Annotated in this window: 21 protein-coding genes; 17 read left to right on the plus strand and 4 right to left on the minus strand. The window is 70.6% G+C overall.

The window, feature by feature from the left end:
• Positions 1-51 precede the first annotated feature (51 nt).
• The gene (locus MO1_RS05585; RefSeq protein WP_060915441.1) at positions 52-2073 is read right to left on the minus strand and encodes a beta-galactosidase; all 2022 of its coding nucleotides are present in this window, start codon (positions 2071-2073) and stop codon (positions 52-54) included.
• A gap of 179 nt (positions 2074-2252) precedes the next feature.
• Between MO1_RS05585 and MO1_RS05590 the strand changes: the two genes are divergently transcribed.
• From MO1_RS05590 to MO1_RS05600, 3 genes are read left to right on the plus strand one after another with little or no spacing between them, the layout of a single operon-like run.
• On the plus strand, positions 2253-3266 hold the full coding sequence (locus MO1_RS05590; protein WP_036312194.1) for a LacI family DNA-binding transcriptional regulator: 1014 nt from the start codon (positions 2253-2255) through the stop codon (positions 3264-3266).
• Between the two features lie 50 nt (positions 3267-3316).
• Positions 3317-4885 carry a methionine--tRNA ligase gene (metG, locus tag MO1_RS05595; RefSeq protein WP_060915442.1) on the plus strand — a complete coding sequence of 523 codons (1569 nt, stop codon included), beginning with the start codon at positions 3317-3319 and terminating at the stop codon, positions 4883-4885.
• A complete protein-coding gene (locus tag MO1_RS05600; protein ID WP_036312199.1) occupies positions 4882-5775 on the plus strand; it encodes a TatD family hydrolase in 894 nt (297 codons plus the stop codon). The genes metG and MO1_RS05600 overlap by 4 nt, the downstream gene beginning before the upstream one ends.
• Here MO1_RS05600 and MO1_RS05605 read toward each other — a convergent pair.
• Positions 5754-6791 carry a LacI family DNA-binding transcriptional regulator gene (locus MO1_RS05605; RefSeq protein WP_036312202.1) on the minus strand — a complete coding sequence of 346 codons (1038 nt, stop codon included), beginning with the start codon at positions 6789-6791 and terminating at the stop codon, positions 5754-5756. The genes MO1_RS05600 and MO1_RS05605 overlap by 22 nt on opposite strands.
• Positions 6788-8059 carry a glutamyl-tRNA reductase gene (locus MO1_RS05610; protein WP_060915443.1) on the minus strand — a complete coding sequence of 424 codons (1272 nt, stop codon included), beginning with the start codon at positions 8057-8059 and terminating at the stop codon, positions 6788-6790. Before MO1_RS05610 ends, MO1_RS05605 begins: the two co-directional genes overlap by 4 nt.
• Positions 8060-8118: 59 nt before the next feature.
• Here MO1_RS05610 and hemE point away from each other — a divergent pair, with 59 nt between their 5' ends.
• From hemE to MO1_RS05665, 11 genes are all read left to right on the plus strand, one after another.
• Positions 8119-9240 (plus strand): uroporphyrinogen decarboxylase, encoded by a 1122-nt coding sequence (gene hemE, locus MO1_RS05615; RefSeq protein ID WP_370670636.1) that lies wholly within the window; start codon positions 8119-8121, stop codon positions 9238-9240.
• A complete protein-coding gene (locus tag MO1_RS05620; protein ID WP_060915444.1) occupies positions 9225-10586 on the plus strand; it encodes a protoporphyrinogen/coproporphyrinogen oxidase in 1362 nt (453 codons plus the stop codon). The genes hemE and MO1_RS05620 overlap by 16 nt, the downstream gene beginning before the upstream one ends.
• Positions 10576-11259 carry a hydrogen peroxide-dependent heme synthase gene (gene hemQ / locus MO1_RS05625; RefSeq protein ID WP_060915445.1) on the plus strand — a complete coding sequence of 228 codons (684 nt, stop codon included), beginning with the start codon at positions 10576-10578 and terminating at the stop codon, positions 11257-11259. The genes MO1_RS05620 and hemQ overlap by 11 nt, the downstream gene beginning before the upstream one ends.
• Positions 11256-12494, plus strand: coding sequence for a ferrochelatase (locus MO1_RS05630; RefSeq protein ID WP_060915446.1), 1239 nt, complete (start codon positions 11256-11258; stop codon positions 12492-12494). The genes hemQ and MO1_RS05630 overlap by 4 nt, the downstream gene beginning before the upstream one ends.
• A complete protein-coding gene (gene hemC, locus MO1_RS05635) occupies positions 12491-13405 on the plus strand; it encodes a hydroxymethylbilane synthase (protein ID WP_157526360.1) in 915 nt (304 codons plus the stop codon). The genes MO1_RS05630 and hemC overlap by 4 nt, the downstream gene beginning before the upstream one ends.
• Before the next feature lie 62 nt (positions 13406-13467).
• Positions 13468-14175, plus strand: a complete 708-nt coding sequence (locus MO1_RS05640) for a uroporphyrinogen-III synthase (protein ID WP_236081002.1) — start codon at positions 13468-13470, stop codon at positions 14173-14175.
• A complete protein-coding gene (gene hemB, locus MO1_RS05645) occupies positions 14172-15167 on the plus strand; it encodes a porphobilinogen synthase (RefSeq protein WP_036312222.1) in 996 nt (331 codons plus the stop codon). Before MO1_RS05640 ends, hemB begins: the two co-directional genes overlap by 4 nt.
• Positions 15164-16468 (plus strand): glutamate-1-semialdehyde 2,1-aminomutase, encoded by a 1305-nt coding sequence (gene hemL / locus MO1_RS05650; RefSeq protein WP_036312223.1) that lies wholly within the window; start codon positions 15164-15166, stop codon positions 16466-16468. The genes hemB and hemL overlap by 4 nt, the downstream gene beginning before the upstream one ends.
• Positions 16469-16493: 25 nt before the next feature.
• Entirely contained in the window at positions 16494-17105 is a 612-nt protein-coding gene (locus tag MO1_RS05655; protein WP_060915448.1) for a hypothetical protein, read from the plus strand.
• 130 nt (positions 17106-17235) lie between these two features.
• Complete coding sequence (gene rsmA, locus MO1_RS05660; protein ID WP_060915449.1) at positions 17236-18075, plus strand: 16S rRNA (adenine(1518)-N(6)/adenine(1519)-N(6))-dimethyltransferase RsmA; 840 nt, start codon at positions 17236-17238, stop codon at positions 18073-18075.
• A 251-nt stretch (positions 18076-18326) separates the two neighbouring features.
• Positions 18327-19241: a phosphodiesterase gene (locus MO1_RS05665; protein WP_060915450.1), complete on the plus strand. Its 915-nt coding sequence runs from the start codon at positions 18327-18329 to the stop codon at positions 19239-19241.
• Here MO1_RS05665 and MO1_RS05670 read toward each other — a convergent pair.
• On the minus strand, positions 19201-20769 hold the full coding sequence (locus MO1_RS05670) for a stealth family protein (protein ID WP_060915451.1): 1569 nt from the start codon (positions 20767-20769) through the stop codon (positions 19201-19203). The genes MO1_RS05665 and MO1_RS05670 overlap by 41 nt on opposite strands.
• 94 nt (positions 20770-20863) lie before the next feature.
• Between MO1_RS05670 and mgrA the strand changes: the two genes are divergently transcribed.
• From mgrA to MO1_RS05685, 3 genes are read left to right on the plus strand one after another with little or no spacing between them, the layout of a single operon-like run.
• A complete protein-coding gene (gene mgrA, locus MO1_RS05675; RefSeq protein WP_060915452.1) occupies positions 20864-21937 on the plus strand; it encodes an L-glyceraldehyde 3-phosphate reductase in 1074 nt (357 codons plus the stop codon).
• Positions 21938-21963: 26 nt separating this feature from the next.
• Complete coding sequence (locus tag MO1_RS05680) at positions 21964-22860, plus strand: 4-(cytidine 5'-diphospho)-2-C-methyl-D-erythritol kinase (protein ID WP_235186124.1); 897 nt, start codon at positions 21964-21966, stop codon at positions 22858-22860.
• Positions 22861-22898: 38 nt separating this feature from the next.
• Entirely contained in the window at positions 22899-24209 is a 1311-nt protein-coding gene (locus MO1_RS05685; protein ID WP_060915453.1) for a GNAT family N-acetyltransferase, read from the plus strand.

Genomic DNA, 24209 nt, shown 5'->3' on the forward strand with positions numbered 1-24209 from the left:
CGCGACGGTTCTCTCAGTGCTGTCGACGGTGTCCCGTCGTGGGGTGATCGGTCATCGATCCCCCCGGGGGGCTGTGTGCGCCAGGCGGACGACGGCGACGTCGCCTCCTGCCAGCACCAGCGTGTCCCGGACGTCGGCCTGCGTCAGCAGGTCGGTTCCGGAGGCCGTGAGCGACACCTCACGGGTGTCGTGGTTGATCGCGATGAGATAGTCCGCGTCGGTTCCTCGTCGCACGATCGTCTCCACGCCGGCGGGCGTGGCCGGCACGTCGACACCCGCATCGGCGTAGACCTCGCGCATGATCGCGCGGAGGCCATCGGCATCCGGTCGCGTGCTGATGTACCAGCCGACGCCCTCACCATGGACGTTCCGCGTCACGGCGGGGCGTCCCTCTGCGGGACCGGCGGTGTAGGTCGCGCGGACGTCGGCGGTGGTGACGACGAGATCCTCCTGCCAGACGTCGGCGGCGAAGACCTGGTCGTCGACGCGGATGCCGGTGACGTGTCCTTCCCGCAGCGGCAGGTGCTCCTCGACGCGGACGCCGAGAGCCTCCGCCAGCACGGCGCCGTAGCCGCCCGGGTGGACGGCGTCGTTCTCATCGACCACGGCGGAGAAGAAGGAGACCACGAGCGTGCCGCCCTGGGCGACGTAGGCCGTCAGGTTCGCGGCATCCCGAGCGGTCAGCAGGTACTGCGACGGGACGACCACCAGGCGGTAGCGCGACAGGTCGTGGCCGGGGAGTGCGAAGTCGACCGTGATGTCGTCTCGCCAGAGTCGCTCGTAGAAGGCACGGATGCGCTCGTCGTGGCTGACGTCCTCGGACGGGCGCCACTCGAGGTCCTGCGCCCAGAAGGACTCGAAGTCCCACAGAACGGCCACGTCGGCCTCGACGCGCGATCCCTGCACCTCGGCCAGGCGACCGAGCTTGCCGCCGAGGTCCACGACCTCGCGGAACACGCGTGACTCGGTGCCGGCATGGGGGAGCATCGCGGAGTGGAACTTCTCCGCGCCCGAGCGTCCGGCGCGCCACTGGAAGAAGAGGATGCCGTCGGCCCCTCGGCCGAAGTGGCTGAGGGAGTTGCGGGCCATCTCTCCCGGTCGCTTCGCGACGTTCCGCGGCTGCCAGTTGACGGCCGACGTCGAGTGCTCCATGAGGATCCAGGGCTTCCCGTCCCCGACCGAACGGCTGAGGTCGGCGGCGATCGCGAGTCCGATCTCGCCTTCGACGTCTGCAGCCCACAGGTAGTGGTCGTCGGAGACGATGTCCACCTCATCGGCCCATGCCCAGAGATCGACGCCGTGGTGCTGGTTGGCCATGAAGTTCGTCGTGATCGGCTGCGACGCGTGCGCCCGGATCGCGGCCTTCTCGATGCGGAAGCACTCGCGCAGCATCTCGTCGGTGAACCGTGCCCAGTCGAGCTTCTGCGCGGGGTTGATCGTCGACGGGGCGGTCGCGGGCGCGCCGACGTGGTCCCACTCCTCGTAATGCTGGCCCCAGAAGGCGGTTCCCCACGCGGCGTTGAGACCGGCGATGGAGCCGTACTTGTCCTGCAGCCAACGTCGCCACGCGCGAACGGAGTGAGGGGAGAAGTCCTCGCCGACGGGGACCCCGTACTCGTTGTGGATGTGCCAGAGGACGACGGCCGGGTGGTCGCTGTAGCGTTCGGCCAGGGCGCCGGCGATCCGGTCGATCGCGGTGCGGTACTCGGGCGCCGAGTGCGACACCATGCCGCGAGCTCCGAACCCGAGCGGGACGCCGTCCTTTGTGACTGCACGAGCGTCGGGGTACTGCGCGAAGAACCATGCCGGGGGAGACGCCGTGGGAGTGCCGAGGTCGACGGCGATTCCGTTCGCGTGCAGCAGCGCGATGATGTCGTCGAGCCACGCGAAGTCGAACTCGCCCTCGCGGACCTCGAGGAGCCCCCAGGAGAAGATGCCGATGCTCACCATGGTGACGCCGGCCTCGCGCATGAGTCGCACGTCCTCGTCCCACACCTCGCGGGGCCACTGCTCCGGGTTGTAGTCACCGCCATAGGCGATGCCATCCAGTCGCGGCCAGGCGGGGGTCGTCATGCTGCGGTGCCATCCTCATTGATCGGGCGCGGTCCCGACGCGTCCGCGTCGGCTGTGACCGGTAACAGGTTCGCTCTGACTCTACGCAGGATGCCCCCGTGCGAGCGTGTCCTGTTATCGAACTGTGACCGGTCCCAGGATTGGTCGGATGTCTCCTCGGCGAGGTATAGAGTCGGCGCGTGGTCCTCCCCTCCGAGCGCAGGCGTCCCACCATCCGCGATGTCGCGGAGGTCGCGGGCGTCTCGCACGGCACCGTTTCGCGGGTCATCAACGGCGGTCGGTGGGTGTCCGAGGACTCCCGCATCGCCGTCGAGGCGGCGATCGAGGCCACCGGCTACACGGTGAGCCACGCCGCTCGAGCGTTGGCGACCGGGCGCGCGAACTCCGTTGCGTTCCTGTTGACGGAGCCGCAGCACCTCCTGTTCGCCGATCCGACGTTCGCCCTGCTGCTGCGAGGGGCAACCGAGGCCCTCGCAGCACGCGACATGACTCTCGTGCTCCTCATCGCTGAGCATCCGTCGCAGTACGCGAACATCGAGCGTTACGTTCGCGCCGGCCACGTCGACGGAGTCCTGCTCATCTCCTCGCACGAGTCCAACCCGCTCCTCGCGGCCCTCACCTCGGCCGGTGTCCCCACGGTCTGCTCCGGCGTGCCGCTCGGCGATCGCGCACACGTCCCGACCGTCTCCGTCGACGAAGAGGCATCCGCACGCGAGATGACGCGACACCTCCTCGGCCGCGGCTACGAGCGCATCGCCGTCATCACCGGTCCCGACGACACCCCGGGCGGGCGGTACCGGCTGGTCGGCTTCCGCGAAGAGATGGGCGACGACTTCGACCCCGTTCTCGTCGAGCAGGACGTCTATTCGAGCGAGGCGGGGGATGCCGCGATGACGCGGCTCCTCCAGCGGGCCCCCGACATCGACGCGGTGTTCGCGGCATCCGACGTGATGGCCGTCGGCGCGATCGCTGCGCTGCGCCGAGCGGGTCGGCGGGTACCGGAGGACGTCGCCGTCGCGGGCTTCGACGATTCGGGTCTCGCCGCGACGACGGACCCGCCCCTCACCACCATGCGACAGCCCTGGTCGGAGATCTCGCGACGCATGGTCGAGGTCCTCCTGGAGGTCGTCGCCGGCGGCCCGGGCGAGTCGATCGTGCTCCCGACGACCCTCGTGCCTCGTGAGAGCGCCTGAGCACTCGTCATGAACGGCGGGTCCCGCCCCGCCGCCCGTAGAATCTCCAAGTGACTTCCGGCGGCTCTTTCTACATCACCACCCCCATCTACTACCCGAGCGATCTGCCCCACATCGGGCATGGGTACACGTCGGTGGCGGTCGACGCCCTCGCGCGCTGGCACCGCCAGTCGGGGGACGACACCTGGATGCTGACCGGCACCGACGAGCACGGCCAGAAGATGCTCCGTGCCGCCACCGCGAACGGCGTGACGCCGCAGCAGTGGGTCGACAAGCTCGTCGAGGAGTCCTGGTTCCCGCTTCTGAAGACGCTCGACGTCGCCAACGACGATTTCATCCGCACGACCCAGTCCCGTCACGAAGATCGCGTCAAGACCTTTGTGCAGGCACTCTACGACAGCGGCTATATCTACGCGGGCGAATACGAGGCGCTCTACTGCGTCGGCTGTGAGGAGTTCAAGCCCGAAGCCGAAATCGTTGACGGCACCGGACCGTTCGAGGGTCTGAAGGTCTGCGCCATCCACTCGAAGCCGCTCGAACTGCTGCAGGAGAAGAACTACTTCTTCAAGCTCAGCGAGTTCCAGGATCGGCTGCTCGAGCTGTACAAGACCCAGCCCGACTTCGTCCGTCCCGACTCCGCGCGCAACGAGGTCGTCTCCTTCGTGCGCTCGGGTCTGAAAGACCTCTCGATCTCGCGGTCCGCGTTCGACTGGGGCATCCGCGTGCCGTGGGATGACTCGCACGTCATCTACGTCTGGGTGGACGCGCTTCTCAACTACGCGACGGCCGTCGGATACGGTGACGATCCGGCCGAGTTCGAGCGTCGCTGGCCGGCGTACCACGTGGTCGGCAAGGACATCCTCCGTTTCCACGCCGTCATTTGGCCCGCGATGCTGATGGCGGCCGGACTCGAGGTGCCGAAGGGCATCTTCGCCCACGGGTGGCTGCTCGTCGGCGGTGAGAAGATGTCGAAGTCGAAGCTCACCGGCATCGCTCCCACCGAGATCACCGACGTTTTCGGCTCCGATGCGTATCGGTTCTACTTCCTGTCGGCGATCGCCTTCGGCCAGGACGGTTCGTTCTCGTGGGAGGACCTCTCCGCGCGCTACCAGGCCGAGCTCGCCAACGGTTTCGGCAACCTCGCCTCTCGCACGGTCGCGATGATCGGGCGCTACTTCGACGGCGTCGTGCCGGCCGCCGGCGAGCCCACCGACATCGACCTCCGCGTGCAGCGGACGGTGGCGGATGCCGCGACGGCAGCGGATGCCGCGATGACCGCCTTCCGTCCCGACGAGGCCATCGCCGCGATCTGGCGGATCGTCGACGAGCTGAACGGCTACATCACCGAGAACGAGCCGTGGGCGCTCGCCAAGGATGACGCGAACCGCGAACGGCTCTCGACCGTCCTGTACACGGCGGCGGAGGGCCTCCGCGCCCTCGCTGTCCTCCTTTCGCCGGTCATGCCGAAGTCGACCGCGACGCTCTGGGATGCTCTCGGCGCTCCCGGTGAGCTCACCGCGCAGCCGCTCCGCGAGGCGGGCACGTGGGGTCAGCTCCCCGCCGGGAGCCGGGTCGGCACGCTTGCGCCGCTCTTCCCGCGCGTCGAGCAGACCGCATGACGACCAGCCCCGCCGACCCGAGCGGCTACGTCCGCCAGCGCGAGCAGTCCGCGCGGGATGTCCGCTGGCCGGATGCGCCCGAGCCGTTGCCCGTCGCTGTCTACGACAACCACGCGCACCTCGAGATCGAGGACGGCGACGAGCCGCGCGGTCTCGACGAGCAGCTCGCCCGAGCAGCCGAGGTCGGGGTGATCGGCGTGGTGCAGGCCGGCGGCGACATCGACTCCTCGCGCTGGTCCGCGTGGGCCGCGGCATCCCACCCTGCGGTGCTGGCTGCCGTCGCGATCCACCCGAACGAAGCGCCGGCCTACAAAGCAGCCGGGCGTCTCGACGAGGCGATCGCCGTCATCGACGAGCTCGCCGCGGAGCCCCGCGTGCGGGCGGTGGGGGAGACCGGTCTCGACTTCTTCCGGACGGACGAGGGCGGCATCCCCGCTCAGGTGGAGAGCTTCGAGGCGCACATCGACATCGCGAAGCGCCGCGGCATCGCGATGCAGATCCACGACCGCGACGCGCACGACGCCGTGCTCGAGACCCTCGAGCGTGTCGGCGCCCCGGAGCGCACGGTCTTCCACTGCTTCTCGGGCGACGCCGACATGGCCAGGTACAGCGCCGAGCGCGGCTACTGGCTCAGTTTCGCGGGCAACGTCACGTTCAAGAACGCGCAGAATCTCCGTGATGCTCTGGCGGTGACGCCGCGGGAGCGGATCCTCGTCGAGACCGACGCGCCCTTCCTCACGCCGACGCCGCACCGAGGTCGTCCCAACGCGCCGTACCTGGTGCCGGTCACGGTCCGGTTCATGGCGGCCGAGCTCGGCATCCCCCTCGAGGACCTCTGCGCGCAGCTCGCGGCGAACACGCTCGAGGTCTACGGCGCCTTCAGCGACTGACCTCTGCGCGCGCGGGTCGTCCGCGGCGAGGAGATCGTCAGCGGCGGGCGCGTCGTGGAGCCGGGGATGAGCTCCCACGGCAGGTCGACGACACGGGGGCCGTCGTCGAGGAGCGCTGCGGGCAACGTCTCGAACAGGGCCTCGGCGGCGAGGTCGGGGCGGATGCAGACGTGCGTCACGCCGAGTCGGCGGTTGACGGCGCAGTCGGTCGTGCAGAGGGCGACGAGCTGAACGTCGCGGGGGATGACGAGACGCATCTCCTCGAGCTGCAGGTAGACGTCCGGGCCGTCCTCGGCCCCCGCGAAGATCGCGTCCGCCCCGGCGGCGACGGCGTCGGTGAGCAGGCGCGGGAGCGTCCGCCGGGAGGCGTCGACGGTCTCGATCAGGGGTTCGCGTCCGCGGACCGAGCTCCAGATCTCGTACGCGGCCCGGCCGATCTCGTCGCGGGGCGCGCGGCCCTCCTCCGTGAGGAAGACGATGCGCTGCGCTCCGGAGCGTTCGAGCTCGTCGAGGCCTGCCCGGACCGCGGCGTCGTAACCGGTGCGGATGCTGAGGCCGCGGGAGCCGTCGACGAACTGGTCGTCGGCGACGATCGGGATGCCGCGGGCGATGGCCGCGTGCAGGAGGGGCTGATTCCCCCGCGCGTCGGGCACATAGAGGGCGTCGAGGGTCGTTCCCGAGATGAGGTCGGGGTTGGAGTCGGAGAGGACGGTGACGGTGAAACCGTGCGCCGCGGATGCCCGGACGAGGGAGATGAGCTTGCGCGCCCGCTGCAGCTCGCCGCGCCGGTCGCTCTCGGGGTCGTCGACCATGACGAAGCCGACCGTCATGGTCCGCCCGCTCCGGAGGGCGGCTGCGTGGCGGTTGGGCACGTAGCCGAGTTCGGCGGCGATCGCCTTGATGCGCTCGCGCGTCTCGGGTCGCATGCTGCCGCGGTCGTTGAGCGCCTGGCTGATGGCCGCCGTCGACACGCCTGCGGCGCGCGCGATGTCCTTCAGCGTGACGCTCGGGCTCACGGCTGCTCGCCTCGGTCCGGAGAGACGCCCTCGCCCGCACCCGGCAGCATCGTGCGGATGGCATCCGCCCACTCGCTGCCCGCACCCGCCGAGGCGAGCGTGTGCCCGCGGGCGATGAGCTGGTGGAGGAGGACGCCGGAGAAGTGGCGGAGAGCGGTTTCGACCTCGGGGGAGTCGCCGCGGCGGCGGGCGCGGGTGAGTTCCTCGTCGAGGACGCCGTGGACGAACCCGCGAAGGTCGACGACCGACGGAGCGACCTCGTGCACGCGCCGGGCGGCAGCGTGCCGCTGGGCCGCGGCCTGGACGATCTCGCGCGCCTGACCGACGGTTTCGGCTTCGTCGACGGGGGCGTGGAGGCGGATCGTCTCGAGATCGAGGAGCTCGACGCCGGGCAGGAGCGCAATCTCCGGGTCGACGTTGCGGGGAAGACCGAGGTCGATGACCACCTGCGCCTTCGTGCTGCCGGCCCGTGCGGTCGCGTGTGAGAAGGCATCGAGGGCGAACGTGTCGGTCGTCGCCGTGCAGGTGACGACGATGTCGGCGGCGGCGGCCTCCGCGGCGTAGTCCTCGGCGCTGACGTGCACGAGGTGCTCCCGGTTGGCGAAGCGCTGCCGCCCCGAGCGGGAGTGCACGCGGATATCGGCGGCTCCCACCGCTCGAAGGGCGGCGAGGGCTGCTGCGGCGTAACGACCGGTGCCGACGAGGAGCACGCGGGCGGTCGACCAGTCGACGCGGGAACTCACCAGGTCGACGGCCAACCGCACGAGAGAGCGGCCGGACTCGCCGAGGCGCGTCGTGTTCTTCACGGCGCGGGAGGTTTCGGTCGCGCGCTGGAAGAGGTGCTCGAGCGACGCGGTCGTCAGACCACGACCGCGTGCTGCTTCGAGAGCACGGCGCACTTGACCGGCGATCTCGTCTTCGCCGACGGCGACGGAGTCGAGACCGGAGGCGACCGTGAAGAGGTGGTGGGCGACCTGGTTGCCGTGGGCGAAGTCGACGTTCTCGCGGAGCGAGCGGTAGTCCATGTCGGCGGCTCCCGCGATCGCCTCCATGGCGGCATCCATCGCCGGGACGGGGGAGGCGAGATCGGGGTCCTCGGCGAGGTCGAAGTACGCCTCGAACCGATTGCAGGTGGCGAGGACGACAGCCCCGCGGACCGAATCGTGCACTGCGGAAAGCCGCTCAGCGAGGTCGTCGCCGACCGTCGAGAGCCGCTCGAGAGAATCGAACGGCGTGGAGCGCTGATGCGCGGTCAGGCAGACGAGCACGGTGCGGAGAACCCCCTTGGATCGCGACTAGTATATCGATTAACCGATTCGAGGAGTTCATCATTCCCGGCCTCAGCCACCCTCTCGTCGCAGCGCGCACACGCGAGTCCAGACTCGTCCGTGCTCTCCTGGGCGATCGCCCCGACATCACCCCCGTCTGGTTCATGCGTCAGGCGGGTCGTTCGTTGCCGGAGTACCGCGCGCTCCGCTCGCAGGGCACCATGCTCGAGGCGTGCCTCGATCCCGCTCTCGCGAGCGAGATCACGATGCAGCCGGTCCGCCGCCACGGCGTCGACGCGGCGATCTTCTTCAGCGACATCATCGTGCCGCTGGCCCTCCTGGACATCGACGTCGAGATCGCGGCCGGCCGCGGTCCGGTGTTCTCGCAGCCGCTGCGGACCGCCGCCGACATCGCGCGCACCGTCGCCATCGACCCGGCCCTCGTGACCGAGCGCGGTGAGGCGATTGCGGATGCCGTGGGCCGAACCACCGCGATGCTCGCCGATCAGTCGGAGGAACGCGGTGAACCGCTGCCGCTCATCGGCTTCGCCGGCGCCCCCTTCACTCTCGCGGCCTACCTCGTCGAGGGCGGGCCCTCCAAGGACCACCTCGCTGCGCGGCGCCTCATCCACGAGGACCCCGCCGCCTGGCGCGACCTCACGATGTGGCTCGCCGAGGTCACCGGTCGCTTCCTCGCCCTGCAGATCGAGGCGGGCGCGAGCGCCGGTCAGCTGTTCGATTCGTGGGCGGGCGGGCTGAACCCCGACGACTACCGCGCGTCGGTGCTCCCGGCATCCGTCGCCGCGCTCGACCATGCGCGGTCGCTGCCGCTTCCCGAGGGCGTCGACCGTCTGCCGCTCGTGCACTTCGGCGTGGGTACGGGCGAGATTCTGGCCGACATGGCGACGCCCGACATCGATGCGCTCGGTGTCGACTACCGCGTCCGTCTCGCCGACGCGCGCAGCCGTATCGGCCGTGACCTGACCCTGCAGGGCAACCTCGACCCGGCGATCCTGTTCGCGCCCGAGGAGGTGCGGACCGCCGAGGTCGAGCGGATCCTCGAGGACGGGCTCGCCGCCCGCGCGCACGTCTTCAACCTCGGCCACGGCGTTCCCATGGAGACGGACCCCGACGCGCTCTCGGCGGTGGTCCGCACCGTTCACGAATGGCGTGCACCGTGAGCCACGACGTCGTGATCGTGGGCGGCGGCATCGCCGGTCTCACGATCGCCTGGGAGCTGGCCCGCGCGGGTCGCGACATCGTCCTCGTCGAGGCGTCGGAGTACGCCGGTGGGATGCTGCGCCGCGGCGCGGTCGCCGGCCTCGACGCCGACCTCGGCGCCGAGTCCTTCGCCACGCGGACGACGGGTGTGGCCGACCTCGTCGCCGACGCGCGACTGCCCGTCCAGCTCGTCGAACCCGCGCCCGCCGGGGCGCACGTCGCCTTCCGTCGCCGGTCCGGTCGCGTGGGCCGCGCGCCGCTGCCTCGTCGGGCGCTCGTCGGCATGCCCGCCGACCCGCTCGCTCCCGACGTCGTCCGCATCCTCGGCCGCGGTGGCGCCCGGCGCGCAGCGCAGGAGCGCCTCCTTCCCCTGTCCGCGGGGGAGGAGCCTTCGCTCGCCGAGCTGGCGACGACCCGCTTCGGACCGCGGGTCACCGCCCGCCTCGTCGAGCCGTTGTGCCGGAGCGTCTATTCGCAGAGTGCCGACTCCGTGCGCCTGTCCGCGCTCCATCCCGTGCTCTGGGAGAAGGCTCAGGCGCTCGGTTCGTTGACCGACGCTGTCGCCGCCTTGGCTCCCGCGGTCCGCGCCGGCTCCGCGGTCCGCGGTGTCGAGGGCGGACTGTGGCGTTTGGCGGCCGAACTCGAAGCGGCCGCGCTCCGTGCCGGCGCCGTCATCCGCACCGGCACCCCCGTCCGCGCGGTGACCGGCACGAGCGTCCAGCTCGACGACGAGACGTTGTCGGCCGCCGCTGTCGTCATCGCGACGGGACCGACCGCAGCCGCGCAGCTTCTGTACGTCGAGGTCCCCGCCGCCCCGCCCGTCGGTGTGGTCGTCACCGAGATCGTCGCCGACGGCCTCGACGCCTTCCCGATCGGCTCGGGCGTCATCGCCGCCCCCGACGTCGACAGCGCCGCGAAAGCCCTCACACACGTCGACGCGAAATGGGAGTGGGCGTCCGCCGCCCTCCCCGCCGGCACGCACCTCGTCCGCCTGTCCGCGCACGCAGGGCGTCACGATGAACTGACGGATGCCGTCGGTGTCGCGACCGCCGTCCGCACCCTCACCGGGGTGCGGGTCTCGCCGGCCGACGTCCGTCGCGTCGTCCCCGTCACGTGGCCCGACGCCGTGGCTACCCCGCCCGTCCGTGCGGCGGTCGCAGAGGCTGCGGCGACGCGCGGCATCCGACTCGCGGGAGCCGTCGCGGCAGGGACCGGCCTCGCCTCGGTCGTGCCGCACGCGCGTGCACTCGCCTCTGATCTTCTCTCCCATTCGACCCCCTCCGAAGGAGCACGTCATGTCCGCTGACGAGACTGTCCCCGGCCTCGGCTACACCCTGTTCGCGATCCTGGCGGGTCCCCGGCCGCGCATCGGAACGCCGTCACCGGCAGACCTGGACGCCGTTCGGGATGTCGTCGGCGGGTTCGCCGCCGACGGTGTCACGCTCCGCGGGTTCTACGACGTGACCGGCATGCGTGCCGAGGCCGACCTCATGATCTGGCTTCACGGCGAAGACCCCGCCGCTCTGCAGAAGGCGCTCCGCCAGCTGCGTCGGACCGCGGCGCTCGCGTCCTTCGTCAACGTCTGGAGCGCGATGGGAGTGCACCGCGAGGCGGAGTTCAACAAGCGTCACGTGCCCGGTTACCTCCGCGGCGAGCACGCCCGCGGGTGGCTCTGCCTGTACCCGTTCGTCCGGAGCTACGAGTGGTACCTGCTCCCCGAGGAGGACCGCTCGCGCATGCTCGCCGAGCACGGCCGCAAGGGCGCCGTCTTCCGCGACGTCGTCGCGAACACGGTGTCGACGTTCGGCCTCAGCGACTACGAGTGGCTGCTGCCCCTCGAGAGCGACGACCCCATCAGCCTCGTGGACATGATGCGCGAGCTCCGTGCGACGGATGCCCGTCGCCACGTTCGCGAGGAGGTTCCGTTCTACACGGGACGACGGATCGAGATCGACGAACTGGCGGAGGTGCTGTCGTGAGTGCAGAGAACATCGGATCCGCGAACGCGGAGTTCCGTCCCAAGCCGCCGCGTGCGACGCGCACGGTCGTCGCCGAGGGCGCTGTCATCCCGAACGCGACCGAGGGAGCGAAGGCGGGGGATCCGCATTCCACGATCCCCGTCGCCTATGACGGCATCCTGCTCCTCGGCTTCGGCGGCCCCGAGGGCCAGGACGACGTCATCCCGTTCCTCCGCAACGTCACGTCGGGTCGCGGCATCCCCGATGAGCGACTGGAAGAAGTCGCCCACCACTACCGTCACTTCGGCGGGGTGTCGCCCATCAACGAGCACAACCGCGAGCTGAAGGCGGCACTCGACGCCGAACTCGCGTCGCGGGGACTCGAGTTGCCCGTCTACTGGGGCAACCGCAACTGGATGCCGTACGTCACCGACGCGATCGACGCCGCCCATGCCGACGGCCGCACGAAGCTCCTCGCAATCGCGACGAGCGCGTACAGCTCGTACTCGTCATGCCGCCAGTACCGCGAAGACCTCGCGGACGCCGTCGAGGCCACCGGTCACCAGAGCGACATCCAGATCGACAAGGTGCGGCAGTTCTTCGACCACCCGGGCTTCGTGGCGCCGTTCGTCGACGGCATCCGCGCGGGCATCGCCGAGCTCGCTGAGCGCGGCATCACCGACCTTGCGAACGAGGTCGAGATCCTCTTCTCGACGCACTCGATCCCCACCTCCGATGCCGACCGTTCGGGCCCGCCGGAGCGCGGCTTCGGACCGGGCGGCGCGTACGTCGCACAGCACCTCGCCGTCGGCGAGGAGATCGTGTCGCGTCTGGGCTTCCCCGGCGCGTGGCAACTCGTCTTCCAGAGCCGCTCCGGCCCGCCGCAGGTGCCGTGGCTGGAGCCCGACATCAACGACGCGATGCAGGACCTCCCCGGTCAGGGGCGCAAGGCCGTCCTCATCGTGCCGCTCGGGTTCGTGAGCGACCACATGGAGGTCATGTGGGACCTCGACACCGAGGCCATGGAGACCGCGGAGGAGCTCGGCCTCATCGCCGTCCGCACCGCGACCCCCAGCACGCACCCGACGTATGTCGCCGGCCTCGTCGACCTCGTCGAGGAGCGGCTGAAGGGCACGCCCGCAGCCGACCGCCCCGCCGTGACCGACCTGGGTCCCTGGTACGACGTGTGTCGCCCCGGCTGCTGCGAGAACAAGCGTCTCGGCTTCCAGCCGGCGCTCTCGGGCGTCGCACCGTGACCGTCTTGCGCCTCGGGACCCGGGCGAGCCTGCTGGCGACGACCCAGTCGCAGCACGTGGCGGATGCCGTGGCCGCGGCATCCGGACGGGAGGTCGAACTCGTTCCGATCACGAGCGACGGCGACGTCCTCACCGGTCCCCTCGCGCAGATGGGCGGGACGGGCGTGTTCGCCACGGCGCTCCGGGACGCGTTGCTGCGGAACGAGTGCGACTTCCTCGTGCACTCGATGAAGGATCTGCCGACGGCTCCGTTCGAGGGGATCGTCGTCGGGGCTGTGCCTGTTCGCGCCTCGCAGCGCGACATCCTGCACTCGCGCGACGGGCTGACGCTCGACGAGCTGCCCTCGGGCGCGCGCGTCGGCACCGGGTCGCCTCGCCGCGTCGCGCAGGTGCTCGCGCGTCGACCGGATCTGGTCGTCGAGGGCATCCGCGGCAACGTCGACAGCCGGCTCCGGAAGGTCGCCGACGGGCAGTACGACGCGATCGTGCTCGCTGAAGCGGGACTCCGCCGCATCGGGCGCGACGCGGAGATCACACAGGTGCTCGACTGGCCCACCTCCGCTGCGCAGGGCGCGCTGGCCGTCGAGGTGCGCGACGGGGACGCCGAGGTCGCCGCCGCCGTCCGCCTCATCGAGGACGCCGACACGGCCCTCGCCGCGAACCTCGAGCGGGCCGTCCTCCGACGCCTCGAAGCGGGCTGCGCCGCGCCCGTCGCAATCGACGCCGAGCGTCACGGCGACGTCGTCACCCTGGTGGCGCAGGTCTACGCCGAAGACGGTGGGCGTTCCGTCGGTGCGTCCCGCCAGCTCGACGTGCACGTCGACGTCGATGCCGCTGCGGCCGACGTCGTCGCCGAGCTCCTCGAGGGTGGTGCCGCCGACCTCGCCGACCTCGCCGGGTCGTCGCGATGACCGGCGGCGGCTTGCGCGGCGCCCGAGTCCTCGTGCCCCGCGCCGGGGCCTGGGGTGAACGCGTGCGCGCCGATCTGAACTCCCGCGGCGCCGAGGCGGTCCTCGCGCCACTCATCTCTTCTGCGCCGCCGCGCGACACCGCGGCGCGCGACCGTGCGTTCGCTGCCCTCGCCGACGGTGCGTATGCGTGGCTGTTCGTCACGAGCGCCGCGAGCGTCGAGCAGCTCCGTCAGCACGACGTCGCGATCCCTGCCACCACCCGCATCGCCGCTGTCGGCCGCGCGACCGCCCGAGCTGTCGCCGACGCGGGGTGGGACGTCGACTTCGTCCCGGCCGGAGCGTCGTCGGCGACGGCACTGGCCGCTCAGTGGTGCGCTGACCGTCTGCCCGCCGCGACCGGCCGAGCTCTCGTCGTCCGGAGCGATCTCGCTCAGGCCGTCGTGAGCGACGAGCTCGAGGTCCGCGGGTTCGCCGTCGACGTCTGCATCGCCTACCGCACCGTGGGTGTCGACCTCGATCCCGCTGTCGCCGAGGACCTCGGGTCCGGCGACATCGGCGTCGTGCTCCTCACATCGCTGAGCGTGGGGCGCGAGCTCCGCCGGCAGGTCGGGACCCTCCCGGCATCCACCCTCGTCGCCTCGATCGGTCCCGGCACGACCCGCGACGCCTCCGCCCTCGGTTTCACCGTCGGGCACACCGCCCAGAGCCAGAGCATCGACGCGCTGATCGCCGAGCTCGACGCCCGCGTTCCCCTGGAGAAGTCCTCATGACCTCGTTCCCCACTCGCCGCCTCCGCCGCCTGCGCGGCACGCCCGCGCTCCGTCGCCTGGCCGCCGAGCACCACCTCGTCCCCTCGCAGCTCGTGCTGCCGGTGTTCGTGAAGGAGGGCATCACCTCCTCGCAGCCCATCGCGAGCATGCCGGGGGTGTCGCAGCATCCGCTCGACGCGATCGCCGACGTCGTCGACGAGGCGGCCGCGGCGGGCATCGGCGGGATCATGATCTTCGGCGTGCCCGCGGTCCGCGACGCGGTCGGCAGCGGCGCGACCGACCCCGACGGCATCCTCAACCGTGCGATCGCGGTCGCCGCTCGCGCCGCTGCAGGACGCCTCACAGTCCAGGCGGATCTCTGCCTCGACGAGTTCACCGATCACGGCCACTGCGGTCTGCTCGCCGCTGACGGCTCGGTCGACAACGACGCGACCCTTGAGGTCTACGCCGAGATGGGCGTCGCGCAGGCCCGCGCCGGCGCAGACGTGCTGGGACTGTCCGGAATGATGGACGGCCAGGTCGCCGCGGTCCGCGCGGGGCTGGATGCCGCCGGGTTCGCGCACGTCGCGATCCTCGCCTACTCGGCCAAGTACGCCTCCGCCTTCTACGGCCCCTTCCGCGACGCGGTCGAGTCGACCCTGCAGGGCGATCGCCGGACGTACCAGATGGATCCGGCGAACGCGCGCGAGGGCGTCGAAGAGGCCCTCGTCGACATCGCCGAGGGCGCCGACGTCGTCATGGTGAAGCCCGCCATGCCCTACCTCGACGTGCTCGCCCGCGTCTCGGACCGCTCGAACGTGCCGGTGTGGGCGTATCAGGTGTCGGGGGAGTACGCGATGATCGAGCACGCCGCCGCGGCCGGCCTCATCGACCGGGAGCGCGCAATCGGCGAGAGCCTCCTCGGCATCCGCCGTGCGGGAGCCGACGTCATCCTCACCTATTGGGCCGTCGAGGTCGCGCACTGGCTGCGCGCCGGGAAGGAACTCGCATGAGCCGCAATCAGGAGCTGTTCGACCGTGCCCGTGGAGTGATCCCCGGGGGTGTCGATTCGCCGGTCCGGGCCTACGGGTCCGTCGGCGGGACGCCGCGGTTCATGGTGTCCGCGCAAGGTGCCTATGTGACGGATGCCGATGGCCGCGACTACGTCGACCTCGTCGCCAGCTGGGGCCCCGCCCTTCTCGGACACTCGCACCCCGCCGTGATCGAGGCGGTCGTCGAGGCAGCCCGCCGCGGGCTCTCGTTCGGCGCGCCGACGGCGGCCGAGACCGAGCTCGCCGAGGAGATCCGCTCGCGGGTTCCGGCTGCCGAGAAGATCCGTCTCGTCTCCACCGGCACGGAGGCGACGATGACCGCGATCCGCCTCGCGCGCGCGGCCACCGGGCGCGACCTGCTCGTGAAATTCGCCGGGCACTACCACGGCCACTCCGACGGCCTGCTGGCTCAGGCCGGATCGGGGCTTGCGACGCTCGCCCTGCCCGGGTCGGCCGGTGTGCCCGCCCCGATCGCCGCGCAGACGCTCGTCATCGGGTACAACGACCGCGCCGCCGTCGAGGAGCTGTTCCGCGCCCACGAGGGCAAGATCGCCGCGATCATCACCGAAGCCGCCGGAGCGAACATGGGCGTCGTGCCGCCTGCCCCGGGCTTCACCGCGTTCCTGTCCGACATCGCGCACCGCAACGGTGCACTTCTCATCAGCGATGAGGTCCTCACCGGCTTCCGCTCCTCGCGGTCGGGCTACGCCGGTGTGCTGGATGCCGCCGGCGAACACGTGGTGCCCGATCTCATCGCGTTCGGCAAGGTCATCGGCGGCGGGCTCCCCGTCGCCGCCGTCGCCGGTCGCGCCGAGATCATGGACCTCCTCGCCCCGACCGGCCCCGTCTATCAGGCCGGCACGCTGTCGGGGAACCCGGTCGCCGTGGCCGCGGGTCTCGCGACCCTCACGCATGCCGACGAGGCGGTGTACCGGACGCTCGACTCCGTTGCGCACACCGTCGCAGCGGAGGCATCCGCTGCTCTGACGGATGCCGGGGTGCCGCACGTCGTGCAGTGGGCGGGGACGCTGTTCAGCATCTTCTTCGGCGAGAGTGTCGTCGGTGGCGTGCCCGACTACGCGACCGCGACCTCGCAGGATGCCGACGCGTATGGGCGCTTCTTCCACGCGATGCTCGGGGCCGGCGTCTCCCTGCCGCCATCGGCGTTCGAGGCATGGTTCGTCACGGCGGCCCACGACGATGCGGCGATCGCCCGCATCGTCGACGCGCTGCCCGCGGCGGCGGAGGCGGCGCGCAGCTGAGGAGGCGACGGCTAGGGTGAGCCGCATGCCTCGTCGCCTGCTGCTCGCCCTGCCCGCGGTCGTCCTGGCGATCGCACTCTCGGGGTGCGCGACGGCGGCTGCGGCCACGACCGCCGAGATCACCGAGCGGGTCTCGCACCTCGGTGTCGACCCCGCGCTCGTGGTGACGACGACGATCGAGGGATACGACCTGGCGCCGCAGTCTGTGAACGAGACGGACGAGGGCGGCATGACCGCGACGTGGGCGAAGCCCGGTACCGGCGATATGGTCACCGTGCGCACTGATCCGGTGGAGATGGATGCCGCCGCCTGTGCCGCTCAGCAGCTGTGGGGCGGCGGCGAAGCCACGTGCGTCCGCGACGGGGCGACGTGGCACCGGTCGTCCGGGGTGATCGACGAGTACGCCGTCGTCGGCGACGGCCGCACGGTGCTCGTCGTCGGCGGTGACGGCTTCGGCGCCCCTCGGGAGGACCTGAGAGAGGCCGCCGCGGGCCTGCGGGCTCCGACCGTCGCGGAGGTCGATCGGATGTTCGCCGAGGTGCAGAGACGCTACGATCGCGGCGGCCCCGTCGAACGCGGCGACCTCCCGAAGGACGGGGACGGCGCTCCCATCGACCCGGGTGGCGAGGGCGGCTGAGTCGCCGGCAGTGCATCGGACAGGGCGTGCGTGACCGACCGGCAACACTCGCCACGATCACCCATCCGTCCGACATACGCCCATCGTCCCCGGACCGGCGGCGCGAGGCCCGGCAACTAGGCTGGAGCCCATGCCCGTCACCCTCCTCGGAGCCTCCGAGATCCGCGCTCTCGCTGCCGACCTCGATGTCACTCCGACCAAGAAGCTCGGGCAGAACTTCGTCGTCGACGCGAACACGGTCCGGAAGATCGTCGCGGCCGCGCGTGTGACCGCGGCCGATCGTGTCGTGGAGGTCGGTCCGGGCCTCGGCTCGCTCACCCTGGCGATCCTCGAGACGGGCGCACCCGTCACCGCGGTCGAGATCGATCACCGTCTCGCCGAGAGGCTGCCCACGACGGCTGCCGCGCACGGCGTGCCCGACGGCGTGCTCACCGTCGTCGCTGAAGACGCCCTGCGCGTCACGGCGCTCCCCGGCGACCCCGATGTCCTCGTCGCGAATCTGCCGTACAACGTCAGCGTCCCCGTGCTGCTGCACTTCATGGAGCACTTCCCGTCGATCCAGCGCGGCGTGGTCATGGTCCAGGCCGAGGTCGGCGAACGTCTGGCGGCCCCGTCGGGCTCGAAGATCTACGGCTCCCCGAGCGTCAAGGCCGCGTGGTACGGCGCGTGGCGACTGACCGGCACCGTCTCCCGGCAGGTCTTCTGGCCCGTCCCCAACGTCGACAGTGTGCTCGTCGGATTCCAGCGGGACGGTCAGCCCCGCGGCACCGAAGCGGAACGCCTCCGCACCTTCGCCATCGTCGACGCCGCGTTCCAGCAGCGCCGCAAGATGCTCCGCCAGGCGCTGTCCACCGTGCTCGGCGGCTCGTCGGCTGCCGCGAGCGACATCCTCGAGCGTGCCGGGGTCGCCCCGACCGCCCGCGGTGAAGAGCTCACGATCGAGGACTTCGTTCGCATCGCGCGCGTCTGAGCCCGCGGCATCCCGCCGACACAGCGGGCACGCGGAGCTTCGCATGGGGATGACGCGTCGCAAGGGGCGGATGCCGCGATTCGGCCCTCTGCATCCGTCATCTCCTCGCGAACCCACCGCGACAACTCCGCCTCACGTTGCCGTTTTCAGCGATTTCGTGAGTCGTTCATCACCCGTTCCCGAAACACGCCGGTAACATTTCGGAGCAAGACGGGGGCACCCGAACCCTCGCACTGACGGAAGAAGCAACCATGCGCCGCGCCGAACACCCGGCCGCCGAACGGATCCTGCTCCACCTGAGTGACACGCATCTGCGCGGTCCAGGACCCCGTCTCTTCGACAGCGTCGACGGCGAAGCGTCGTTGACCGCCGCCCTCGATGCCATCGAATCGAGCGGCGTCGCCCCGGACGCCATCGTCTTCACGGGAGACCTCGTGGATCTCGGTGAAGCCGCTGCATACGACGCGATCCGCGCCCTTGTCGAGCCCTTCGCCGAGCGACTCGGCGCGCGGCTGCTCTGGGTCATGGGCAACCACGACGACCGCGGGGCGTTCCGCGAGCACCTGCTCGACCAGACCCCCGCGGATCCGAGCGCACCGTACGACCGAGTCGACGAGCTCGATGGCCTGCGCATCGTGACCCTCGACACGAGCGTCCCCGGCCACCACCACGGCGAGCTCTCGGCTGCCCAGCTGGACTGGCTGAGCAGTGTGCTGGCGACGCCGGCTCCTCTCGGAACCGTCCTCGCGATGCACCACCCGCCGGTGCCGAGTGTGCTGCCGCTGGCGGCGAGCGTCGAACTGCGGGATCAGCGTCGCCTCGCGGACGTCGTCCGCGGCACAGATGTGAGAGGCATCATCGCGGGTCACCTGCACTACTCGACGTTCGCGACGTTCGCGGGCATCCCCGTCTCCGTCGCCTCATCGACCTGCTACGCCCAGGACCTCACGGTTCCCGTGGGCGGTACGCGTCCGCAGGACGGTGCCCAGGCGTACAACCTCGTGCACGTCTACGACGACACGGTCGTGCACTCGGTCGTGCCGATCGACGTGCCGCGTCCGCTCGAGTACATCGATGCGGAAGAAGCTCAGCGACGCCTGCGCAATGCAGGCGTCGCCGGCTCCGTCACGCGTGCAGCTCGATCGGGCGTGCCGGCGCTGCACTGACGGCGGGGTTCTCCCACGGCGCGCGGACCGGGAAGAGACGCTCGAGAAGGCCGGTCACCGCGCGCACGCGCACGGCTTCGGGCACCTCGAGGTCGCCGCCGTCGTTGAGGCAGAACATGTCGACGTCGCCGCGCTCGGCGAGGCGCTCCATGCGTCGGAGCGACGCGGCCTGTGTCGTCTGGAAGTACCGCACCCGCGGCGCGGTCGACGCGATCGCGCGGCCCGTGAACTGCGCGTAGTAGTGGTACAGGCAGTTGGTCACCGAAACGTCGGTCGCGGAGCGGAAGCGGGATGCCGCGGTCCGGCGGATCTCCTCGGGGAACTCCTGCTCCAGCTCGAACATGACGCTCTTACGCAGCGGCGCCGCGCAGTGCTCGAGGTCGCGGACGATCGTCCGGCCGAAGCGCTCCCGGAGAAGCTCGCGGTTGTGGCGCAGCGCGTTGTCGTGCCCGCTCCGCGCTACGCGACGGGGACCGGTGCCGATACGGACCTCGCACTCCACGAACGAGGAGACGCCCGCGGGGGAGAAGAACAGCTCGGGGGACAGCGGCCGGCCGAAGAACATGTCGTCGTTCGAATAGAGGAAGTGCTCCGACAAGCCCTCGATGCGGTGGAGCTGCGCTTCGACGGCGTGCGAATTGTGCGTCGGCAGCACCGAGGTGTCCTCGAAGAACTCCTCGCTCCGGACGATCGTGACCTTCGGGTGATCGAGCAGCCACGCGGGGGCGGGGGAGTCGGTGGCGATGAAGATGCGTCGCACCCACGGCGCGTACATGTGAACGCTTCGGAGGGCGTAGCGCAGCTCGTCGACGTGACGGAAGCGCGCCGGGCCGTCATCGCCGTCGCCCACGACGTACTCGGAGAGTTGTGCGGCGCGCTGGCGCTGGAACTCGGAGGAGGAGCCGTCCACCCAGGAGAAGACCATGTCGATCTCGTGGGTGATCTCGCTCGGGTGCGGGTCGAACATGCCCTGGACGGTCTGCCAGGTGCGGCCGTACCGCTCGACCGTCGCGGGTTCGATGTCCTCCGCGGCGAACGCGCGACGAGTCAGGTCGTTGGCGTGCGGTGCCTCGATGAGCTCCTCTCCGAAGCGCCAGAACTCGACGCGGACGCCGTTGCCGGCGCCGTAGCGGAGCTCACCGGCGACGCGGGGACGGAACACGCGCATCGAGGCGGGGCCGGAGGCACGGAGGCGCAGCTCGCCGAACGGCACGGGGGTGCCGCCCTTCGCCTTCGCGTAGAGCGGCTCGGTCACAGCCTGGTCCGCGAGGGCGGTCAGGGCGCGATCGCGGTGTGCGAGATCGACGACGAGACCCGGCACGGAGCCCGAGTGACGGATGAGCAGATGCGGGATGCCGGCATCCGACAGCGAATCGGCGATCAGTAGCAGGTCGGCGATGCGGGCCTGCTCGGGGGTGGCGTTGTCATGGCGCAGATGCAGCATGCCTCCGATGAGGACGATGTCCTCGCGTTCGAGGAGCGCGGTCCAGGAACCACCCTCGGACGGCAATGCACTCAGTCGCGCCATATGTTCTCCTTCGATGTGCGTCTTCGGTCGAGCAAGAGTAAGTGTCGGTCGTTTCGCCGACGTTTCGGGTGTCCGGCATCGCTAGCCTGGGGTGATGACCGACTATGCCGACCGTTTCCCCTCGTCGCGCAATGGCGACACCCACCGCCCCTATCAGGCGGCGTCCTCCCGCTACGATGCGGGGGCTTTCCGACAGGTCGGCTCGAGCGGCCTGTATCTGCCGGCGATCTCGCTGGGACTCTGGTGGAACTTCGGGGACAACATCCCCTTCGACAACCAGCGTACTCTGCTCCGGCACGCCTTCGACCGGGGCGTCACCCATTTCGACCTGGCCAACAACTACGGCCCGCCGTTCGGCTCGGCGGAGGTCAACTTCGGTCGGATGATGCGGGAGGATTTCGCCCCCTACCGGGATGAGCTCATCCTCTCGTCCAAGGCCGGTTACGACATGTGGCCGGGGCCGTACGGCAACTACGGTTCGCGCAAGTACCTCATCGCGAGTGCTGAGCAGTCGCTGACGCGCATGAGCGTCGACTACGTCGACATCTTCTACTCGCACCGCGCCGATCCCGTGACGCCGATCGAGGAGACCATCGGGGCGCTCGACACCCTCGTCCGGCAGGGCAAGGCGCTCTACGTGGGCATCTCCTCGTACAGCGCAGAGCGCACGGAGGAGGCGGTAGCCGTCGCGAAGAGCCTCGGGACGCCGCTGATCATCCACCAGCCCTCCTACTCGATCCTCAACCGCTGGGTCGAGGACGGCCTCACCGACTCGCTTCGCACGGCGGGCATGGGGGCCATCGCCTTCACGCCGCTCGCTCAGGGCCTGCTCACCGACAAGTACCTGGGCGACGGTCGTGCCGACCGTGCGCAGAGCCGCTTCTCCCTGCCCGACGGGCAGCTGAACCAGAAGGCGCTCGACACCCTGCGGTCGCTGAACGACATCGCGAAGCAGCGCGGGCAGACCCTCGCACAGATGGCCATCCAGTGGGTGCTCCGCGACGAGGTCGTCACCTCGGCGCTCATCGGCGCCTCTCGCCCGGAGCAGCTCGACCAGAACCTGGCCGCCGTCGACGGCGCTCCGTTCGACGACGACGAGCTGGCGCGCATCGATGAGCTGTCGGGGGCGATCGACGTCGACCTGTGGGCCGATTCGGCCAACGCGTGAGTCTGTCCCTCGACACTTCCCGGCGCGTGCACGTGCGCGCGCCGGGAAAGATCAACCTCTTCTTCGAGGTGGGCCCGGTCGGTGACGACGGCTATCACGACGTCGCCTCCGTCTACCAGGCGGTTTCGCTCTTCGAAGACGTCTGGGCGTCTCACGCCGACACGACCTCCCTCTCGGTGAGCGGCGATGTCGACGTCACTGGCGTTCCCCTCGACGAGTCGAATCTCGCCCTCCGTGCAGCGCGGCTGGTGACGGACGCCGTCGGGTGGGAGGGCGGCATCCGTCTCGAGATCCATAAGGGCGTGCCCGTCGCCGGTGGGATGGGCGGCGGCTCGGCGGACGCTGCCGCGGCCCTCGTGGCGGTCAACGAACTCGTCGACGGTGGCCTTTCCGCGTCGGACCTGCACGCGCTCGGCGCGCAGCTGGGCGCGGACGTCCCGTTCGCCCTCCTCGGCGGGACGGCGGTGGGGACGGGTCGCGGCGACGAACTCGCTCCTGCTCTCGGCCGTGGGTCGTTCTCCTGGGTGCTCGTGGCGGACGGCGGCGGCCTGTCGACCCCCGAGGTCTACGGCACCCTCGATCGTCTCCGGGCGGAGATCGACATCGCTCCCGACCGTGCCCTGCCGTCGGTCGATCCCGCGGTCCTCCGGGCCCTCCGGTCGGGGGATGCCGCGGCCCTCGGCGCGGCGATCCGCAACGATCTGCAGCTCGCCGCCATCCACCTCCGCCCCGACCTTGCGACACTCCTCGACGAGGCGGTCTCCGCCGGTGCGCTCGGTGGACTCGTATCGGGTTCGGGGCCGACGACGGCATTCCTGGCCACGGACGACGGACACGCCCGACGGATCGCGGAGCATCTCGCCGCCGCCGGCCACCAGGTCCATGCCGTCACCGGACCCGTGGCCGGTGCCCGCGTCGTGTGAGCTCGCGGAGTGTCGGCCCGTCCCCATAGCCTGGGGGAATGAGCTCTCTCGCTGACCAGTTCCATTCGGCCGCGCTCGACGAGAACCTGACCGCGGCATTCGACGCTCGCGGACTCCGCGCCGCGCGCGTGGGCGACGACGACCGCGACGGTGCGCACCGATGGCAGGATGCCGTCGCCCGCGGGTTCCTCGACGGGGAGCCCACCGAGACGCAGTACACCGAGTCGTTCTCGCGCAGCGGGTATCGCCGCAAGGTGGGGGTCTACGACGCTGCCGGAATGCAGGCGGAGGTTCCCGTCGCGACCTTCGCGTCGTGGGGAACCGAGGTCACTCTCGCGGTCGGCTCGGCGGTGCCGATGTGCGCCGTCAGCGCGGTGACCGTCGCGCCGACGCACCGGCGTCGCGGCATCCTGAGCACTCTCATGCGCGGCGAGCTGCGGACCGCCGCCGCTCTCGGGTTCCCGATCGCGGGTCTCACGGTGAGCGAGTCGGCGATCTACGGCCGGTTCGGTTTCGCCCCGGCGGTCGCCGCCACCTCGTGGGAGATCTCCACCCGCCGCGCGGGGTGGATCGGTCCCGAAGCCCCGGGACGCCTCGACTACATCACGCGCGAGCAGGGACGGGATGCCGCGACGGCACTGCACGAGCGCATCCGGCTGACCACCCCCGGCGAGATCGCGATGCCGGGCGGCCACTGGGATCGCACGTTCGGAACGCGACCGGACGCCGAGAAGGCCGACAAGCTGCGCGTCGTGCAGTACCGCTCGCCGGACGGCGACGTCGAGGGCGTCGCCGTCTACAGCATCGCCGAGGACGACGACGACTGGGCCGCCTCGACGGCGACGGTTTCGCGGGTCGTCGCGGCGACGGATGCCGCCTATGCGGGCCTCTGGCGCTTCCTGCTGTCCCTCGACCTCGTCGGCACAGTCCGGGCCAGTGAGCTCTCGGTCGACGAGCCGCTGTGGTGGATGATCGACAACAAGCGCGCGGCCCGCATCCAGACGAAGGACCACCACTACCTCCGCATCCTGGATGTCCCGGCCGTCCTCGAAGCGAGGTACTACGACGTCGACGATGTGATCGCCCTCGAGGTGTCTGATCCGCTGGGCATCGCGGACGGAACCTTCGTGCTGTCCGCCGGCGAAACCCCGGGTGTCGACGTGGTCGATGACCCGCCCCTCGGTATCCCGCTCATCCGCGTGGGGGTCGCTGAGCTGTCGGCGATGGTGCTCGGCGGCGTCTCGCCGGTCACGCTTGCTCGCGCCGGACGGATCGAGACCGACGACCCGCATCGCGTCGCACGCGTGTTCGCGTCGACGACCACGCCCCAGTTGAGCTTCTGGTACTGA

Source organism: Microbacterium oleivorans NBRC 103075 (genome assembly GCF_001552475.1).
Classification (GTDB): Bacteria; Actinomycetota; Actinomycetes; order Actinomycetales; family Microbacteriaceae; genus Microbacterium; species Microbacterium oleivorans.

Bases quoted from the DNA above. Each gene is read 5' to 3' on its own strand.
- MO1_RS05585 (WP_060915441.1), bottom strand. From the start codon at position 2,073: ATGACGACCCCCGCCTGGCCGCGACTGGATGGCATCGCCTATGGCGGT.
- MO1_RS05600 (WP_036312199.1), top strand. From the start codon at position 4,882: ATGACGACCAGCCCCGCCGACCCGAGCGGCTACGTCCGCCAGCGCGAG.
- MO1_RS05620 (WP_060915444.1), top strand. From the start codon at position 9,225: ATGGCGTGCACCGTGAGCCACGACGTCGTGATCGTGGGCGGCGGCATC.
- hemQ (WP_060915445.1), top strand. From the start codon at position 10,576: ATGTCCGCTGACGAGACTGTCCCCGGCCTCGGCTACACCCTGTTCGCG.
- hemB (WP_036312222.1), top strand. From the start codon at position 14,172: ATGACCTCGTTCCCCACTCGCCGCCTCCGCCGCCTGCGCGGCACGCCC.
- hemL (WP_036312223.1), top strand. From the start codon at position 15,164: ATGAGCCGCAATCAGGAGCTGTTCGACCGTGCCCGTGGAGTGATCCCC.
- MO1_RS05655 (WP_060915448.1), top strand. From the start codon at position 16,494: ATGCCTCGTCGCCTGCTGCTCGCCCTGCCCGCGGTCGTCCTGGCGATC.
- rsmA (WP_060915449.1), top strand. From the start codon at position 17,236: ATGCCCGTCACCCTCCTCGGAGCCTCCGAGATCCGCGCTCTCGCTGCC.
- MO1_RS05665 (WP_060915450.1), top strand. From the start codon at position 18,327: ATGCGCCGCGCCGAACACCCGGCCGCCGAACGGATCCTGCTCCACCTG.
- MO1_RS05670 (WP_060915451.1), bottom strand. From the start codon at position 20,769: ATGGCGCGACTGAGTGCATTGCCGTCCGAGGGTGGTTCCTGGACCGCG.
- mgrA (WP_060915452.1), top strand. From the start codon at position 20,864: ATGACCGACTATGCCGACCGTTTCCCCTCGTCGCGCAATGGCGACACC.
- MO1_RS05685 (WP_060915453.1), top strand. From the start codon at position 22,899: ATGAGCTCTCTCGCTGACCAGTTCCATTCGGCCGCGCTCGACGAGAAC.